Annotated in this window: 15 protein-coding genes and 1 other RNA gene; 9 read left to right on the forward strand and 7 right to left on the reverse strand. The window is 39.5% G+C overall.

What is annotated here, in order from left to right:
- Window positions 1-8: 8 nt before the first annotated feature.
- A complete protein-coding gene (gene pyrB / locus DMP02_RS00815; protein ID WP_126322223.1) occupies window positions 9-932 on the forward strand; it encodes an aspartate carbamoyltransferase in 924 nt (307 codons plus the stop codon).
- 211 nt (window positions 933-1,143) lie between these two features.
- Here the strand turns inward: pyrB and DMP02_RS00820 are convergent, their stop codons facing one another.
- On the reverse strand, window positions 1,144-3,327 hold the full coding sequence (locus DMP02_RS00820) for a hypothetical protein (protein WP_126322224.1): 2,184 nt from the start codon (window positions 3,325-3,327) through the stop codon (window positions 1,144-1,146).
- A 416-nt stretch (window positions 3,328-3,743) separates the two neighbouring features.
- Here DMP02_RS00820 and DMP02_RS00825 point away from each other — a divergent pair, with 416 nt between their 5' ends.
- Entirely contained in the window at window positions 3,744-4,970 is a 1,227-nt protein-coding gene (locus DMP02_RS00825; RefSeq protein ID WP_126322225.1) for a dihydroorotase, read from the forward strand.
- Between the two features lie 117 nt (window positions 4,971-5,087).
- Here DMP02_RS00825 and DMP02_RS00830 read toward each other — a convergent pair whose 3' ends face one another.
- Genes DMP02_RS00830 through DMP02_RS00840 form a run of 3 tightly spaced genes read right to left on the reverse strand, consistent with a single transcriptional unit; the run spans window position 5,088 to window position 7,761 of the window.
- Window positions 5,088-5,999 carry a tetratricopeptide repeat protein gene (locus DMP02_RS00830; RefSeq protein WP_126322226.1) on the reverse strand — a complete coding sequence of 304 codons (912 nt, stop codon included), beginning with the start codon at window positions 5,997-5,999 and terminating at the stop codon, window positions 5,088-5,090.
- Complete coding sequence (locus tag DMP02_RS00835; protein WP_172593947.1) at window positions 5,996-6,997, reverse strand: uroporphyrinogen-III C-methyltransferase; 1,002 nt, start codon at window positions 6,995-6,997, stop codon at window positions 5,996-5,998. Before DMP02_RS00835 ends, DMP02_RS00830 begins: the two co-directional genes overlap by 4 nt.
- Complete coding sequence (locus DMP02_RS00840; protein WP_126322228.1) at window positions 6,958-7,761, reverse strand: uroporphyrinogen-III synthase; 804 nt, start codon at window positions 7,759-7,761, stop codon at window positions 6,958-6,960. Before DMP02_RS00840 ends, DMP02_RS00835 begins: the two co-directional genes overlap by 40 nt.
- 110 nt (window positions 7,762-7,871) lie before the next feature.
- Here DMP02_RS00840 and DMP02_RS00845 point away from each other — a divergent pair, with 110 nt between their 5' ends.
- Together DMP02_RS00845 and pyk are read left to right on the forward strand one after the other, a co-directional pair.
- Entirely contained in the window at window positions 7,872-9,053 is a 1,182-nt protein-coding gene (locus DMP02_RS00845) for a phosphoglycerate kinase (RefSeq protein WP_126322229.1), read from the forward strand.
- A gap of 10 nt (window positions 9,054-9,063) precedes the next feature.
- Window positions 9,064-10,494, forward strand: a complete 1,431-nt coding sequence (gene pyk, locus DMP02_RS00850) for a pyruvate kinase (RefSeq protein ID WP_126322230.1) — start codon at window positions 9,064-9,066, stop codon at window positions 10,492-10,494.
- A 9-nt stretch (window positions 10,495-10,503) separates the two neighbouring features.
- On the opposite strand, the gene fur is transcribed toward pyk, so the two are convergent.
- Window positions 10,504-10,929, reverse strand: a complete 426-nt coding sequence (gene fur / locus DMP02_RS00855) for a ferric iron uptake transcriptional regulator (protein ID WP_126322231.1) — start codon at window positions 10,927-10,929, stop codon at window positions 10,504-10,506.
- Window positions 10,930-11,017: 88 nt separating this feature from the next.
- Here fur and DMP02_RS00860 point away from each other — a divergent pair, with 88 nt between their 5' ends.
- Entirely contained in the window at window positions 11,018-11,314 is a 297-nt protein-coding gene (locus tag DMP02_RS00860) for an outer membrane protein assembly factor BamE (protein WP_126322232.1), read from the forward strand.
- A gap of 16 nt (window positions 11,315-11,330) precedes the next feature.
- Here DMP02_RS00860 and DMP02_RS00865 read toward each other — a convergent pair whose 3' ends face one another.
- The gene (locus DMP02_RS00865) at window positions 11,331-11,618 is read right to left on the reverse strand and encodes an RnfH family protein (protein WP_126322233.1); all 288 of its coding nucleotides are present in this window, start codon (window positions 11,616-11,618) and stop codon (window positions 11,331-11,333) included.
- A gap of 9 nt (window positions 11,619-11,627) precedes the next feature.
- A complete protein-coding gene (locus DMP02_RS00870) occupies window positions 11,628-12,062 on the reverse strand; it encodes a type II toxin-antitoxin system RatA family toxin (protein ID WP_126322234.1) in 435 nt (144 codons plus the stop codon).
- 84 nt (window positions 12,063-12,146) lie between these two features.
- Here DMP02_RS00870 and smpB point away from each other — a divergent pair, with 84 nt between their 5' ends.
- The 4 genes from smpB to DMP02_RS00890 all read left to right on the forward strand — a co-directional run bounded on the left by smpB (window position 12,147) and on the right by DMP02_RS00890 (window position 15,490).
- Complete coding sequence (smpB, locus tag DMP02_RS00875) at window positions 12,147-12,623, forward strand: SsrA-binding protein SmpB (protein ID WP_126322235.1); 477 nt, start codon at window positions 12,147-12,149, stop codon at window positions 12,621-12,623.
- Between the two features lie 88 nt (window positions 12,624-12,711).
- Window positions 12,712-13,115, forward strand: a transfer-messenger RNA (tmRNA) gene (gene ssrA, locus DMP02_RS00880).
- Window positions 13,116-13,259: 144 nt separating this feature from the next.
- Window positions 13,260-14,504: a tyrosine-type recombinase/integrase gene (locus DMP02_RS00885; RefSeq protein ID WP_232019579.1), complete on the forward strand. Its 1,245-nt coding sequence runs from the start codon at window positions 13,260-13,262 to the stop codon at window positions 14,502-14,504.
- 101 nt (window positions 14,505-14,605) lie between these two features.
- Entirely contained in the window at window positions 14,606-15,490 is an 885-nt protein-coding gene (locus tag DMP02_RS00890) for an aminoglycoside phosphotransferase family protein (protein ID WP_126322236.1), read from the forward strand.
- Window positions 15,491-15,566 lie beyond the last annotated feature (76 nt).

Raw genomic sequence — 15,566 nt, forward strand, 5'->3', positions numbered from 1 at the left:
GTTAATTTATGTCTAATCTACTTTTTGATACCGATATTATTTCCATGCGCGATCTTAGCTTAGATAAAATTAATGCGGTATTAAAATTAGCAAAACAATTTAAATCTAAGGCGCCTAAGAAATATTTACTGGATAAAATTATTGCACATTGTTTTTTTGAATCATCCACACGTACGCGTTTATCTTTTGAGGCCGCTTCGTTGCGTTTAGGTGCGCAAGTGATTGGTTTTTCCAATGCTGAAAACCTTTCTGTCACAAAAGGTGAAAATTTAAGCGATACCATTAAAACTATTTCTAAATATGCTGATTTGATTGTTCTTCGTCATCCTCAAGCAGGCTCAGCAAGCTTAGCCGCCGAAATAACGGATAAGCCGGTGATTAATGCAGGCGACGGTGCAAATCAACATCCTACACAGGCTTTAGCCGATTTAATGACCATAGAAGAAACACAAGGCAAGCTAGAAGGATTATCTATTGCACTAGTAGGCGATTTAAAATATGGGCGGACTATTCATTCTTTAATACAAGCGTGTGCCTTATTTCATTGTCATTTATTTTTAGTAGCGCCTCCTTTACTTGCATTGCCCGAATCATTTTGTGATGAATTGCATCGTCAAGACATACCTTTTTCTTTACACGCTAATTTAGACGAGGTGATTTCTAAGGTAGATATTATTTATATGACTCGACTGCAACAAGAACGTTTCAATAAGGATGAACATAAATTATTAGAAAATCAATTTGTGTTAAAAGCAGAAAAGCTTAAAAATGCAAAGCCCGGTCTAAAAGTACTGCATCCTTTACCACGAGCAGGTGAAATTGATAAAGCAATTGATAAAACACCGTATGCTGCTTATTTTGAGCAGGTAGAAAACGCTGTTTATATCAGGCAGGCGCTTTTAACGTTAGTATTAAATAAGAATATTAATTAGTTCGTGCTAGGTAATTACTTTGTCATATGCCATTGCTATTTTGTCATTGCGAGCGCGAAGCGCGCGACAATCTATAAATACAGTACTGGATGGCAATGCTCATTTCATTCGCTCGCCATGACGGATACGATAAGTGCTATTTATGCTTATGACTAACGGTGCAGATGACCTAATACCCTGTTACCTAGCCAAGAAGTTGCCCCATTATTGTTCAGACGCGGTGTCTCGGTTGCACATTCGGCGGCTCAACGGGAGATTGATGAGTGTCAAAAGGGCTTATCGTTTTTTCTATATTAGATAAAAGTCGAGCACTCGTTGTTTTAAATACAGAGCTAGATCTAAATATATAACAAAGCAGGCGACTGCTTATATTTCTATGCTGCTCTAGGGTTTTTCTCGAGTTCTGAATTTGCCGTTTTAATTTTTCTAAGGATTCTTCTCTGTTACTATTATTCATAGCGAATAATTCTAATGATGTAGACAGAGTCGAAATCATGCCGGCTTTTTCTAGTGCTAACCCAGAGTTCTTTTGTATTAACAAATCGGCATGTTGCTTCAATTTACGCTGTAATGGTTGAAGAAGCAGCTGGAGATCTTGATTATTTTGTTGAGGTTTTTGAACTTCAGCTTGAGTAGCTTGATCTTTTTTGTCTTTTTGAGTTTGACCTTCAACATCGTCAAGCCTACGTTGCAATTCGGCATTTGCTTGTTTAGCACGCACAGTTTCTTGCTCAGCTTCCTCAAGCTTAGTTTGCAACTCTCTATTCGTTTCTTGCAGCGTTGAAATCTTGCTTTCGGCTGTTTGCTGGGCGTTTACAGCGAGGTTTTTAGCTTCGTTTGTTGCTTCAACATCTGTTTGAGTTTTTGTAAGTTGTTCTTGTAGCGTTTTGACTTTTCCTTCCGCTTCTTGTTGGGCGCTTACAGCGAGGTCTTTAGCTTGGTTTGCGGTCTTAATTTGTTCTTCTAGATTTTCAACTTCTCGGATAAGTTGTTCCTTTTCAGCATTTAGTCCGTCCATTTGCTTCACGACATCAGCCTTTTCGCTTTCCAGCTGTTTAAGGTCTTCTTTTGATTTTTTCAAACGGCTCCAGAGTTCTGCATTGGCCGTAGTTTTCGCCCTAAATGTATTCTGGGTTGTAACTTCTTCTTTTAGAGTTTCGATTTCTTGAGCTGATTCTTTTCGAGCTTCCTTAAGCTCATTTTCTAATTCTTCAATTTTTAGTCCAGCGTTTGTCAGTTGCTCTTGTAACGTTCCGATTTTTATTTCAGCTTCTTGCTGGGCTTGCATCGCATCATCTTTAGCTGTGGTTGCTTGTTTAAGTTTTCCTTCAGTCTCTTGCTGGGCTTGCACAGCAGCGCCTTTATCTGTATTTGCTGTTTGAAGCTGTTCTCTCAATATTCTCTTTTCTTTTTCAGCTGCTGCTTTAGTTACTTCAGCCTCATTTACTTTTTGTGCAGTTTCTTGTTGAGCTCTAGCAAGTTTTCCTTTTAGATTTTCGATTTCTTGATCCGATTTTTTTCGAGCTTCCTCAAGCTTATTTTCTAATTCTTCGATTTTTCGCTCAGCGTTTGTCAGTTGTTCTTGTAATATTCCGATTTTTTTTTCAGCTTCTTGCTGGGCTTGCACAGCATCGTCTTTAGCAGTTTTTTCTGTTTGAAGCTGTCCTTGTAATGTTCTATTTTCTTGTTCAGTTTCTGTTTGAGCTTTTTGAAGCTGCCTTTCCAAGGCTGCGTTTTCTTTTTCAGCTGCTGCTTTAGCATTATTTGCTTCTGTAAGCTCTTTTTTTAGATGATCGATTCTATTTGAATAAAGCTCCAAATCTTTATTTATGGGATTTCTATTATCAAGAGTGATAGTAAAATCATTGGAGCTCTTGGTATTCCTTTGTCTAAAACTAGAGCTTCGAAGGTTATTGAAAGTAGCAGACCTATTGAGTCCTCTTCCTTTATTCGCATTTGCTTCAGGAAGGTCCTTTAAAGTAGCAGAACTCAACGTTCTTTTTCTTCGGACTGGATCAGTAGCACAACGGTTGGCAGAACTAGATGATGTGTCTAAGTCTAAACTATATCCGGCATCATTTAATTTTTTTTCTAATTCTGGAAGTTTATCGTATTTTTCTAGTTGTTTGTTATAGCGCAAACATTCTATATTCGTTTCTATTATATTGAAAATAGAGTCTATTTGTTCAGTGATTTCTGATGAGAGATGAAAAATACAAAATGTCCTGTTAGGTTGATTTTTAAAGAATGAATCTACTTTAAGTTTTATCTTGGAAGACTGGGTCGGTAGCGTTTTCTCCTTGTAAGCTATAATTTGCTTACCTGAAGAAGGATAATTGAATTGTTTTCCGTTTTTTGAAATGAAGTGTATCTTTAAGGGTTCAGGTGCTGGCATAAAAATGAGTCTTTTTATTTTTTTGTTAATTAAATTATTAGAAATTACCCGACGATATGTGCCTCAGGACACATCTCTCACAGAGTTCCCTAGTGCCTCCATGAGGCTTTGCTTTTTTTCTGTAATAGGGATTTTCTGAAAGATTATATAGAAATAAAATTAAGAAATACTTAAGAAAAAAATTAAATATAAATTTTGTTTTTGTATTCAGCGATGAATTTTAATGGCTTGAATAAAGGAGGCTTTATAAAGCGAGAGAAAGGGGTTTCTGCCCATTCCCTAGAGATTATTATTACTAGATATTTTGTGAAATATTAACTGGAGGTTAGATTAGGAGTATTATATTCTTTTGTTAGGATAATCGAGAAGCGTGGTGGCAGCGAGCTGAGGCCTTATTCATAGAAACAAATATATTTATGATCCAAATCAAGCATATCCAAACATTGGATGGAACCCATCGAGATTTAAGCATTGAAAGCCAGCAAGAAATAAGTATAGAGGCAGAAAATTTATTATTGCTGCCAGGGTTAATTGACCCCCATGTGCATTTCAGAACGCCTGGTCTGGAATATAAAGAGGATTGGCGAACTGCCGCGCAAGCGAGCATTAAAGGTGGATATACCACCGTTTTTGATATGCCAAATACGATTCCACCGACGGTGACGCAGCTTGAGCTGCAGAAGAAGAAAGACTTAATTGATAGCCAATTAAAAGACGTAAAAATACCTTTACGTTACCATTTGTTTTTTGGCGCCGATAAACATCATTTAGGCGAGATAAAAAAAGTAAAGGGACAAGTTATCGGTATTAAAGTATTTATGGGTTGTAGTACGGGCGGTTTAGTGATTGATGATGATGAAAGTCTGCATGCCATTTTTAAGCTAGCGGCTGAAGAAGATATGTTAGTGGCCGTGCATGCAGAAGACGAACATCGATTAAAGGAAAATAGCAAAAAAATCGTATTACCTCAGCCTTATGCCATTCATTCACAAATACGTGATGAAAAAGCTGCGAGTATCGCTGTAAAAAAAGCGATTGACTTAGTGCGTTTGTACGGAACGCGGTTATATATTTTACATACCAGTACGCGCCAAGAAATAGATTTAATTGCACAAGCAAAAATGGAAGATCTACCTGTTTTTGCCGAAACAACACCTCACCACTTGTTTTTGAACAGTAATGATTATGATCGTTTGCAAGGTAAAGCGGTTATGAATCCACCCTTGCGAACGACAGCGCATCAAAAGGCCTTATTTCAAGCAATTAGAGAAGGTGTTATAGACACGATTGGCTCCGATCATGCACCACATACCATTGAAGAAAAGGCTCGGCCTTATGGCGCATGTCCTTCAGGCGTTCCAGGGATAGAAACAACATTGCCATTATTGCTAGAAGCGCAGCATGAAGGTCACTTATCATTAGAAAACATAGTGGATTTAACATCGAGGCGTGCACAAGAAATTTTTAAATTAAAACCTTATGCCGATTATGTGTTGGTCGATTTAGCTGCAAGCCGTGTGGTTAATGAAAATGAGCTCAAAACCAAATGCCACTGGTCTCCCTTTGCAGGGCTTAGGCTAAGAGGTTGGCCTGTTTATACAATATTAAATAATCATCTTTATGATTTATACTCTTTGCACTAGAATTTTTGGCGGCGTTCCCGCTCAACTCGCAATCCTCATGTATGTTGTATACACTCCGGTTGCTTCATTTTCGCGGCGCCTTGCCAAAAATCCCATTGCTTTGAGTATAGATTTTATTTAATAGTTAATTTTAGACTCAGCGATACAAACATCCACTCTTATTTTTAAAGCTTTTTTAAAGGCCTGCAATGCTTCTGTCGGTTCTCCTAGTGCCTCAAATAACTCGCCTAACTCTTGATAGCTTTCTGGGTTAGATGGGTTTTGAGTTAAGCCCGCTTCTAAGTAATCTCGTGCTTTGCCCCATAATTGTAGTTGTTTACAGATACGACCTAAACTTAATAAAAGGTCAGGATCATGCGGGTGGCTTTTCAACCATTTTTCGGCATAGGCTAATTGGCGTTCAGGCTGAATGCTTCTAATAAGGCCATAGCTATGCACTAAGGGTGCGAGCCAATGTTTTTTTAAAAGTTTGCGAGTCAATTCCTCTGCTTTTTCAGTTTCCTGATATTGAATAAGACCTTGAATGTAGAAATTAAGAAAAAAGGGAGCTTTTTTCAATCGATGAGGCAATTGTTGCCACTTTTCTTCAAATTTTCCTAAGTTAGTATTGAGCGCTTCCTGTAATAAACCCGCGTAACTATCATGTTCTAACGTTTGGATTTGTTCTTCAGATAGCCAACTTCTTTTTTCTAATTGGGGTAAGGCATTTAAAACAATATTCCAATCGGGAGGTTTTTGATAAAGCGTAGCAAATAACGTTTGATCTTCGATAGAAATTTGTTTTTGCTTCTGTTTGTTTTGTAGCCATGTATGCCAACGCTTCGGCAATAAACCGAAATAATGTATAGTGCGAATTAAAAAATAAACAACAATAAAACTCAGTAAAAAGCCGATTAAAGCTAACCATAAGGGCATTTCTATCGCGAGCTTATGTCTAGTAATAAGCACATATCCAGGGTCTGTGGCTATTTCAACGCCTATCCAAACTGAAAATAATAGGATGATTAAAAATATAAAAAACCGCTTCATAAAGGAGTTTCCTTCGGATCGGTAGGTGCGCTAGCGACTGTTTTAATCAGAGAGTTGATAGCTTCTAAAGTGGGGCTTAAATCCGGTAATGCGGTTTGTAGGTTTATTTCGGCAAGTTGATTGATTTGCTGAATGATCGTTTGAGCCGCCGGAGATTTTTCTACATAATATTGTTGTATAGCTTCTTTAGTTTGTTGCAAGCTGGACTGATAAATTTCTTGCTGATGATGGAGTAAGGCCCACTGCGCTTGCTGTAACAATAATTGTAGATTCTGTTGTAAATATTGCTGCTGTATTTGTGGTAATAGTGGTTCTATTGGTTTATCTAAATGCCGCACAACGATTAACTGTTGAAAATTATGCAGGCTCGTTTGAATAGCATTTACCCATCTTTTTTCTGAAGTAGTTTGGGGTGGCGGATTTACTGTTTCTTTGCTAGTGAGTTCAGTGCTCAGTAAGGGTAATTTTTCTACTTGGGCTTTCAGGCTATTTAATTGTGTCAGTGTATTGCCTAGGTTTAAGTGTGGTAATGCATTTAATTTAGCAATATTTTGGGTTAATAAATTGCGCAGTGTTTCTAGGGAGGCAGGCGAGTTATTAGATTCAGCTAATTGTTTATTCGCTAAATTTAATGCAAATAAAGCACTGTTCGGATCGCGAAGATAAAAAAGATTGTAATTGGCGAGTTGAATAAGCTCTTTAGCTTCGTTTAACCGTATCAGATTAGTATTAGATGTAAAATTTTTCTGAATAATGCCTTGTATTTGGGTTAAGTTCTTTTGATTTTGGGAAAGTTGTCCTTGGGCCAGCGTTAAATTGGCGGTATTAGCATTATTTTTTTTCCAAAAAAAAGCGAAAGTAAGAACAAGGCATAACCAGGTCGCTAATAATAAACCAATAGCGCAGCAAGCGATGATGCAACTCTTTGGCCGTGTAGGCGGAGTAGGTATATCATCATTTAGCTCGGTGGCGGTGATGATTGGCGGTTCTTGCTCCATATCTCTTTCTCCCATCGGGAAAGTGTGTTTAAAATAGCTTCATTGCTTGCATTATCCGATATTAAGGGCGCTTTTACAAAGCCTAGTTTTTCGGCAAACTCCGCGATACGTAGACTAATAACAAGAAGTTGTTTATCAAATAGCACATCATGCCAATCTGCTTGCAACAAATTGACCAAATTTTTAAGACCCGTATTACTTGTACAAATGATGATATCAATCTCGTTTGAGTTGGGGATATTATTTGTAATAAGTCGAGGACATGATCTCTTATAGAGATTTAACGTGTTAACGTTGGCGCTTCTTTTTTCTAATGTGTTAATAAGCGATAGGCAGCCATTTTCCCCTTGGCATATTAAGATCTTTTTTTGTTTTGGGCTTTGTAGTGGGGGAAGTGCGAGCAGGCCTTCGCTATTAAAATCTTTTTCTGGGCGATAATCTACCGATAAGTTAAGTATTTTTAGTGTGGCTTCAGTGCCTGGACCAATAGCCATTATTTTGGTTTTCTTGGGCCAAGAAGGCCAAAAATGATGGATATAACTTGCTGATTGCAGTACGGCATTAGGACTAATAAAAATAACAAAATCGTAATGGTCAATTTTTTTAAATACTTCTGATATAAGCATTGTATTGTCTGTAGGTACAATTTCTATGGTGGGAAAAAAAATGGGGATGCCTGCATGTGCTTGAATGTCGCTAGCGAGTTTTTTAGCTTGATGTTCTGGGCGTGTAATCAGGACTTTTAAACGGTGTAGTGTTTCCATTAGGATTAAACTCTTTTTAATTCGTGTTCTAATCAAGTGTTCAGCTTAGCGACGTGGTCAGCATTTAATAGCATTTTAGGGTAAACTAGTTTTTTTGCTAGGGCTTGCTTATGGTGTTACCTACCTTGAAAGATTTAGATTGTAGCGATAAGCGTGTGCTCATTCGTGAGGACCTGAATGTTCCTATAGAGAATGGCCATATTAGCAGCGATGCGCGTATTAAAGCCGCCTTGCCTACTATCCAGTACGCTCTGGATCAGGGAGCGGCGGTTATTATACTTTCTCACCTAGGTAGGCCGGAAGAAGGGCATATAAGTGCTGAGTTTTCTCTTGCACCTGTTGCAGAGCGCTTGCAAGTCTTACTCGATCGTCCCGTAAAATTTGTTGCTGATTGGCTAGATGGATTTGAGATTGCGCCTGGAGAGGTTGTTCTTTGTGAAAATGTGCGTTTTCAGAAAGGAGAAAAGAAAAATGACCCGGTGCTTGCTAAAAAAATAGCAAAGCTGGGGGATATTTTTGTTATGGATGCTTTTGCGACAGCGCATCGTAGCGAAGCTTCCACAGTGGGGACCGCACAATTTTCTCCTCAAGCGTGTGCAGGCCTATTATTAATGGCCGAAGTAAAAGCATTAACACAGGCTTTAAAAAATCCAGCGCGACCTTTGCTGGCGATTGTAGGCGGTTCTAAGATTTCCAGTAAATTGCATGTACTCTCTTCCTTAATCGACAAAGTGGATAGTTTGATTTTAGGTGGGGGAATTGCAAATACCTTTTTGGCTGCCCAGGGATATAAATTAGGAAAATCATTGGTTGAAAGTGATTTAGTTGAAGAGGCGAAACGCTTAATGCTATTGGCACAGCAAAAGCATGCCGAAATTATCTTGCCAACCGATGTAGTGGTAGCTAAAGAAATGTCGGCTACCGCAAAAACAAAGGTTAAGAAATTAACTGAAATAGAAGATGATGAAATGGTCCTGGATAGTGGTCCGGAGTCTATTAGGCTTTATAATCGCGCCGTTGTATCAGCAGCTACTATTTTATGGAATGGACCTATCGGCGTTTTTGAAATGGCGCCTTTTGAAGGCGGTACACGTGCGTTAAGCTTAGCGATTGCAGATAGTGGGGCTTTCTCTATTGCGGGAGGGGGTGATACCTTGGCTGCTATAGAAAAATATAATATAAGCGATAAAATCTCCTATATTTCTACGGGTGGAGGCGCTTTTCTTGAGTTTGTTGAAGGAAAAACACTTACTGCATTAAAAGTATTAGAAGAACATCAACGTGATTCTTAGAGGTCTAAACATGAATAGATTTAAACGAACAAAAATTGTCGCAACATTGGGTCCAGCAACCGATAAAGAGGGTGTTCTGCCTGCCATGATAGCGGCGGGTTTAGATGTTGTGCGTTTGAATTTTTCACATGGTAAGGCAGAAGATCATATCAAGCGAGCTAACTTAGTGCGTGAATGTGCTAAAGCTGCAGGTCGTGAAATTGCGATTATGGCAGATTTACAGGGTCCCAAGATTCGTATTGCTCGCTTTAAATTAGGTAAAATTTTTTTAAAAGAAGGTGCGCAATTTATTTTAGATGCGAATTTGTCTAAAGAAGCTGGTGATGACAAATCAGTCGGTATTGACTATAAAAATTTACCTAAAGATGTGCAAGGCGGCGATCTGCTATTACTGGATGATGGGCGCTTAGTATTAAAGGTTCATAAGGTTCAACAAAATAAGATTGTTTGTAAAGTAGAAGTAGGTGGCGAATTATCGAATAACAAAGGCATTAATCGTAAAGGAGGTGGACTTTCTGCAGTAGCGCTAACGCCTAAAGATAAAAAAGATTTGAAAACAGCGGTTGAATTAAATGCGGACTATATTGCTATTTCATTTCCACGCAGTGCAGCGGACATGAAAAAGGCACGCAGCTTGTTAAAAGAAGCCAAGGGAAAGGCAGGATTGATTGCAAAAATAGAACGTAGCGATGCGATTCCACTTTTAGATGAAATTATTAGGGCTTCAGATGCGGTTATGGTAGCGCGCGGCGACTTAGGCGTGGAAATTGGTGATGCAGAATTACCAGCGGTGCAAAAACATATTATTCAGCGTGCACGCTCCCTCGATAAAGTGGTTATTACTGCCACGCAAATGATGGAGTCTATGATTCATAATGCGATTCCCACTCGGGCAGAAGTGTTTGATGTTGCCAATGCGGTATTAGATGGAACGGATGCCGTTATGTTGTCAGGAGAAACGGCGACTGGGGATCACCCCGATTTAGTGGTAGCTGCCATGGCGCGAATTTGTTTAGGTGCTGAGCGGCAAGTCAAAACACAGGTATCAAGACACCGTGTGGAATGTCAGTTTCAGCGGCCTGATGAAGCGATTGCAATGGCAGCGATGTATACCGCCAATCACTATAATATTAAGGCTATTATTGCGCTAACAGAGTCTGGTGCTACACCATTATGGATGTCGCGCATTCGCTCAGGGATCCCTATTTACGCGCTTGCACATAGTGTACAAACAACACGCCGATTAGCGCTTTATCGAGGTGTTTACCCTATCTATTTTAATATTGATAAATTAGATAAAAAACGTCTCAATGATTTAGCTATCGCTGCATTAAAAAAGCATGGCACCTTACATAAAGGGGAACGTATTCTTATTACTTATGGAGATGTTTTGAAGACACAAGGTGGGACGAATACACTTAAGATTTTAGAAGTTTCCTAAAAACAAGCGCTATTTATTGATTACCCTTTTAGTACATCTACTACAAATCCCATAAATGATTAGGCTGTGGTCTGTCATTTTGTAACCTCTTTGTTTTGCGACAGCCTCTTGACGTTGCTCAATGATTTTATCGACGAATTCATCTACTTTGCCACATTTTATACAAACCAGATGGTCATGATGAGCGCCTTGGTTAAGCTCAAATACCGAATAGCCTTCCTCAAAATTTTGTTGTTTAACAAGTCCTGCAGTTTCAAACTGTGTTAATACACGATAGACAGTCGCTAGGCCTATGTCTTCGCCTGATTCTAGCAGTGCTTTATAAATATCTTCGGCGCTTAAATGACGTGTTGAAGCTTGTTCAAGCAGTGCGAGGATTTTTAATCGCGGTGCCGTTATTTTTAAGCCGGCTTGGCGTAGTTGTTGATTATCCATTAGATTATCTCTAAACTCCTTAGCTTCTGGGGTTAGTTTGTTTTTTGTGTTTTAGAATAGTGTGTAAGTTTATAATGATGTTATTTTTATGACAAAATGGGCCATTAACTGTTTTTTACTCTTTTTGCTTTCGGGCTGTAGCATTATTTATCGCCCCGATATTCAACAGGGGAACGTCCTGAAGCAGTCTACCATACAGCAATTGAAGCTCGGTATGACAGAGGAACAGGTTCGTTATCTTCTAGGTAGTTGTGTCTTGCAAACACCTTTTGAACCTAATCGCAGTGATTACGTTTACTTTTATCAACCAGGGCATGCGGAATCGACCCAGCGGCATGTGACACTTATTTTTTCAGCGGGCCGATTAGTCAGTATTAAGAAATAACGTCCTCATTAAGAGACTATAACAGCGCTTTTTGTTTTTTAGCGCGGTTGATTCTAGTTTTCTTTGGGTCAATGCTGAGCGCGCGATAGATTTCTACTCTATCTCCGGCTTGCACAAGCGTGTTAAGAGGGCGTAGTTTTCCAAAGATGCCCACCTTATTTTTTGTTAAATCAATTTCAGGAAAATGACTTAGAATGCCTGAGTGTTGTATGGCTTCTTCTATACAGCATGCCGCGGATACAGATAACGGTATAATCAGTTGATTTTTATCACTTGCAAATGCCACTTCAATTTGAATAAACATCTTTAATTATCAACGGGCTCCATAAACTTGTTTTGCCCTGTCAGAAAAGGCTTGAGTCAGTGACTGCGCGATTTTTTCGAAAACAGGTGAAAAAGCAATTGCGAGTAAAGGACTGGTAAATTCAAATTCTAAATTCAAACGAACCTTACAGCCTTTTTTAGTGGGTTCAAATGCCCAAAAACCTTCCAAATGTCGAAAGGGGCCATTGATAAGGCTTATTTCAACCATCTTATCTTTTTGTAAGCGGTTAGAAGTAGTAAATGATTTTGAAAAGCCACCACCACGCAGCGTCAGTTTAGCTTGTATCGTATCTTCATCCTGCTTGATTATTTTACTTTCCGTGCACCACGGAAGAAAATCAGCATAGGCGGCTATATCATTGACGAGCTCATACATCTCTGCCACATTGTAGGGCACTTCTAATGTTTCTTGAATAATTGGCATAATCATTTCATAGACCCTATTTTGTATAGTTGCTACTTTATAGAGTCTGTATAATAAGAGCCTTAAAATGGGCGAGTATATCGTATGAATCCTAAGAAAGCATCGCAATCCAGTACAATTGCGTTAAACAGACGTGCGCGGCATGATTATTTCATTGAACAGTCTTTAGAAGCAGGGCTGGTTTTACAAGGCTGGGAAGTCAAAAGTCTGCGTGATGGTCGTGCACAATTGAGTGAAAGCTATGTCGTCTTAAAAAATGGTGAGGCCTGGCTTTTAGGTTGCCATATTACCCCGTTATCGACGGTTTCTACCCAGCATACCCGGCCTGATCCGACCCGAACCCGTAAATTACTTTTAAATGAGCGTGAACTGAGCAAGTTGGCCGGTAGTATCATGCGCAAAGGCTATACCCTCATTGCTTTAAAAATGTACTGGAAGAAAAATCGGGTCAAGCTAGAGATTGGTTTGGCCCGTGGTAAGCAAGAGCATGATAAGAGAACCAGTTTGAAAGAAAAAGATTGGCAGCGGGAAAAACAGCGTTTAGAACGCTATTCCAGGTAGGAATTTTACCTACATTTTTGATATTTTTTTAGGATTTGGATAAGAAAATAGCAAGCATCTACAAAGGGATAGGTTATAATGCAGATACGGGGGCGATCGGCTTCGACGTTGATTACAAACCCCAAGGTGCATGTCGAGGACGCAACTTTGCCTCGTTAATCATGTTGCAAACTTATAGTTGCAAACGACGACTATATCTCCGCTGAAAACGTTGCTATTGCTGCCTAAACCGCAGTAACCGTGTAACGTTTGCGCCGTCTAAACAACGGCAAGCGCCATGAACTCCATAGGCTTGCATGTGGGGGGAGTGGTCATACTGGCAAGATCGTAGCCAAGTCTGTCTGAGGCGGAAGCTACTAAAACTAAACAGACTCGTTGCTAGACTCCCTGTCAATCGGAGGTTTAGCGACTAAATTTAATGATTGCACTAAACATGTAGTGCCAAGGGCAGCGGATTGGCGGACGTGGGTTCGATTCCCACCGCCTCCACCAAGTTATCATTCTAATACATCCAAAATCATCTAAAACCCCTTGTAAATAAGGGGTTTTTTTATTACTCTTCGTCCAGTGAAATCTTGAGAAAGCCCCCAATATCCCGCTCTAAAGTGGGGCCTAATTGGGGGCTTAATCTGTGGAATGAAGAGTGAGGCCCCCATGGCATTAACAGTGGTAGAAGTGAAGAATGCAAAACCTCGTGAGAAGGCTTATAAAATGGCCGATGAGCGTGGTTTATATCTTTTGATCAACCCAAATGGTTCTAAACTATGGAAGTTAAAGTATCGATTTGCTGGATTTGAAAAGAAATTGTCTTTAGGTGCCTATCCTGAAGTGAGTTTGGCTGCTGCTAGGGATGTACGTGAAGAAGCGCGCAAACAACTCGTTAATAATATCGATCCTGGTATCCTTAAAAATTCTATCAAACGTTCGAAGAAGCTTGTGGCTGAAAACAGCTTTGAGACTATTGCTCGTGAGTGGCACACGAAATTCACTCTCAAGTGGACAAAAGAGCATGGCTCACGAACTTTAATTCGGCTTGAGCAAAATATCTTTCCTTGGATTGGTAGACGACCCATCACTGAAGTGACTGCACCTGAGTTGTTGTCTGCACTGCACCGCGTAGAAAAAAGAGGTGCGATTGAAACCGCTCACCGTATATTACAGATTTGCAGCCAAGTCTTCCGTTATGCTATTGCTACTGGTCGAGCAGAGCGCAATTTATCTGCCGATTTAATCGGTGCATTGGCCCCTGTGAAAAAGAGACATCATGCCAGTATTACTGACCCTGTAGCAGTGGGTAAATTGCTCCGTGTTATTGATGGATACGAGGGTTTTTTTGTAACAAAATGTGCACTACAATTGGCCCCGCTCTTTTTTGTTCGTCCTGGTGAATTACGTCATGCCGAATGGAGTGAATTTGATTTTGCAAAAGCAGAATGGCGCATACCAGCAGAAAAAATGAAAATGCGCGAACAACATATTGTTCCACTGTCTACTCAGGCAATAACCATTCTGCAAGAGCTTAAAGCGCTTACTGGCGACGGCAAGTACCTTTTTCCAAGCATTCGTTCATTAAAACGCCCCATGTCTGAAAACACTGTTTTAGGCGCATTACGCAGACTTGGCTACACGGCAGATGAAATGACAGGCCACGGCTTTAGGTCGTTAGCTTCGACCTTACTCAACGAAAACGGTTGGAATCGTGATGCAATTGAAAGACAGCTTGCACATGCAGAACGCAACAATATTCGTGCAGCATATAACTATGCAGAATATTTGCCAGAGCGAAGAAAAATGATGCAGTGGTGGGCAGATTATTTAGATGAACTAAGAATGCAAAACGAGAGAACCTCACTAAGAGAGTTAGAGATACGGCTTACCTAATTTTTTTGGCAGTAATATTCTGTAGGTACGCCAGGTGATTGCTGATATTGTTCAACGTTGTTATAGTTTTGGTATAAAAAAATAAAGAACCTCCCGAAGCGATGCATCTCCCGAAAGAATTAATCAAAAATATCCTGAGTATCTATGGATCGATAGGTAGAGAGTGGTTAGATAATTTACCTAATCTATTGTCTCATTATGCCAAAAAATGGCATTTGACCGTTAAGGATTGTTTTAATAACGCCAATTTTAATGTGGTTGCCGAAGTAGTTTTAGAGAATGGTCATGCTGCTATTTTGAAATGTGGTGTTCCTAGCAAAGAATTTATTAATGAAGTGGCAGCACTTCGGCATTTTAATGGCGTGGGGTCTGTAAAATTATTGGATGCGGAAGTTGGTGCTGGTATTATGTTATTGGAAAAGCTAGTGCCTGGTACTTTGTTAGAAGAATGCTCTGACGAAACACAAAGTATTATAATAACTAGTGTAGAACTCATGAGGAAATTACATAGACCTTGCCAGGAGACTACTAAATTTCCTAGCTTAGCCAATTGGTTTCAGGGGCTTCAGCGTCTCTATCAATATTTTCAAGGTGGAACAGGGCCTTTTCCGAAATCATTGATTGAACGTGCTAATACGATTAGCCAAGAGTTATTAATATCAATTCAGTCTCCGGTATTGCTGCATGGGGATTTGCATTACGGCAATATTTTATTATCAGATAAATATGGTTGGTTAGTGATTGATCCGAAAGGGGTGATAGGTGAGCGTGAGTATGAAATCCCTTTTCCTCGCCTGAAGGGTGAAATTAACAAAACCCTTATTAAACGCCGATTAGACCAATTCATAGAGATCTCTGGATTTGATAGAAGACGTGTATTGGGTTGGGCTTTTTGCAAAGCCGTATTAGCAGCTTGGTGGTTATTTGAAGATCAGGGCGAAATTTGGCAACCTTTTCTAACATGTGCGGAAATATTAAAACAATGAGTAATCCAGTAAAAATTATTTTTCTATATGGTTGATCCTGTAGATAGGAAAAATGAGTGAAGGTAAAGTTATAATA

This window comes from Candidatus Rickettsiella viridis (assembly GCF_003966755.1).
GTDB lineage: Bacteria > Pseudomonadota > Gammaproteobacteria > Diplorickettsiales > Diplorickettsiaceae > Rickettsiella_B > Rickettsiella_B viridis.

What these genes read in the sequence shown, in the direction of transcription:
- DMP02_RS00860 (WP_126322232.1), top strand. Translation starts at nt 11,018, where the DNA reads ATGACAAAATGGGCCATTAACTGTTTTTTACTCTTTTTGCTTTCGGGC.
- pyrB (WP_126322223.1), top strand. Translation starts at nt 9, where the DNA reads ATGTCTAATCTACTTTTTGATACCGATATTATTTCCATGCGCGATCTT.
- DMP02_RS00865 (WP_126322233.1), bottom strand. Translation starts at nt 11,618, where the DNA reads ATGTTTATTCAAATTGAAGTGGCATTTGCAAGTGATAAAAATCAACTG.
- DMP02_RS00835 (WP_172593947.1), bottom strand. Translation starts at nt 6,997, where the DNA reads ATGGAGCAAGAACCGCCAATCATCACCGCCACCGAGCTAAATGATGAT.
- pyk (WP_126322230.1), top strand. Translation starts at nt 9,064, where the DNA reads ATGAATAGATTTAAACGAACAAAAATTGTCGCAACATTGGGTCCAGCA.
- DMP02_RS00890 (WP_126322236.1), top strand. Translation starts at nt 14,606, where the DNA reads ATGCATCTCCCGAAAGAATTAATCAAAAATATCCTGAGTATCTATGGA.
- DMP02_RS00870 (WP_126322234.1), bottom strand. Translation starts at nt 12,062, where the DNA reads ATGCCAATTATTCAAGAAACATTAGAAGTGCCCTACAATGTGGCAGAG.
- DMP02_RS00885 (WP_232019579.1), top strand. Translation starts at nt 13,260, where the DNA reads ATGAAGAGTGAGGCCCCCATGGCATTAACAGTGGTAGAAGTGAAGAAT.
- DMP02_RS00840 (WP_126322228.1), bottom strand. Translation starts at nt 7,761, where the DNA reads ATGGAAACACTACACCGTTTAAAAGTCCTGATTACACGCCCAGAACAT.
- smpB (WP_126322235.1), top strand. Translation starts at nt 12,147, where the DNA reads ATGAATCCTAAGAAAGCATCGCAATCCAGTACAATTGCGTTAAACAGA.
- DMP02_RS00830 (WP_126322226.1), bottom strand. Translation starts at nt 5,999, where the DNA reads ATGAAGCGGTTTTTTATATTTTTAATCATCCTATTATTTTCAGTTTGG.
- fur (WP_126322231.1), bottom strand. Translation starts at nt 10,929, where the DNA reads ATGGATAATCAACAACTACGCCAAGCCGGCTTAAAAATAACGGCACCG.
- DMP02_RS00820 (WP_126322224.1), bottom strand. Translation starts at nt 3,327, where the DNA reads ATGCCAGCACCTGAACCCTTAAAGATACACTTCATTTCAAAAAACGGA.
- DMP02_RS00825 (WP_126322225.1), top strand. Translation starts at nt 3,744, where the DNA reads ATGATCCAAATCAAGCATATCCAAACATTGGATGGAACCCATCGAGAT.
- DMP02_RS00845 (WP_126322229.1), top strand. Translation starts at nt 7,872, where the DNA reads ATGGTGTTACCTACCTTGAAAGATTTAGATTGTAGCGATAAGCGTGTG.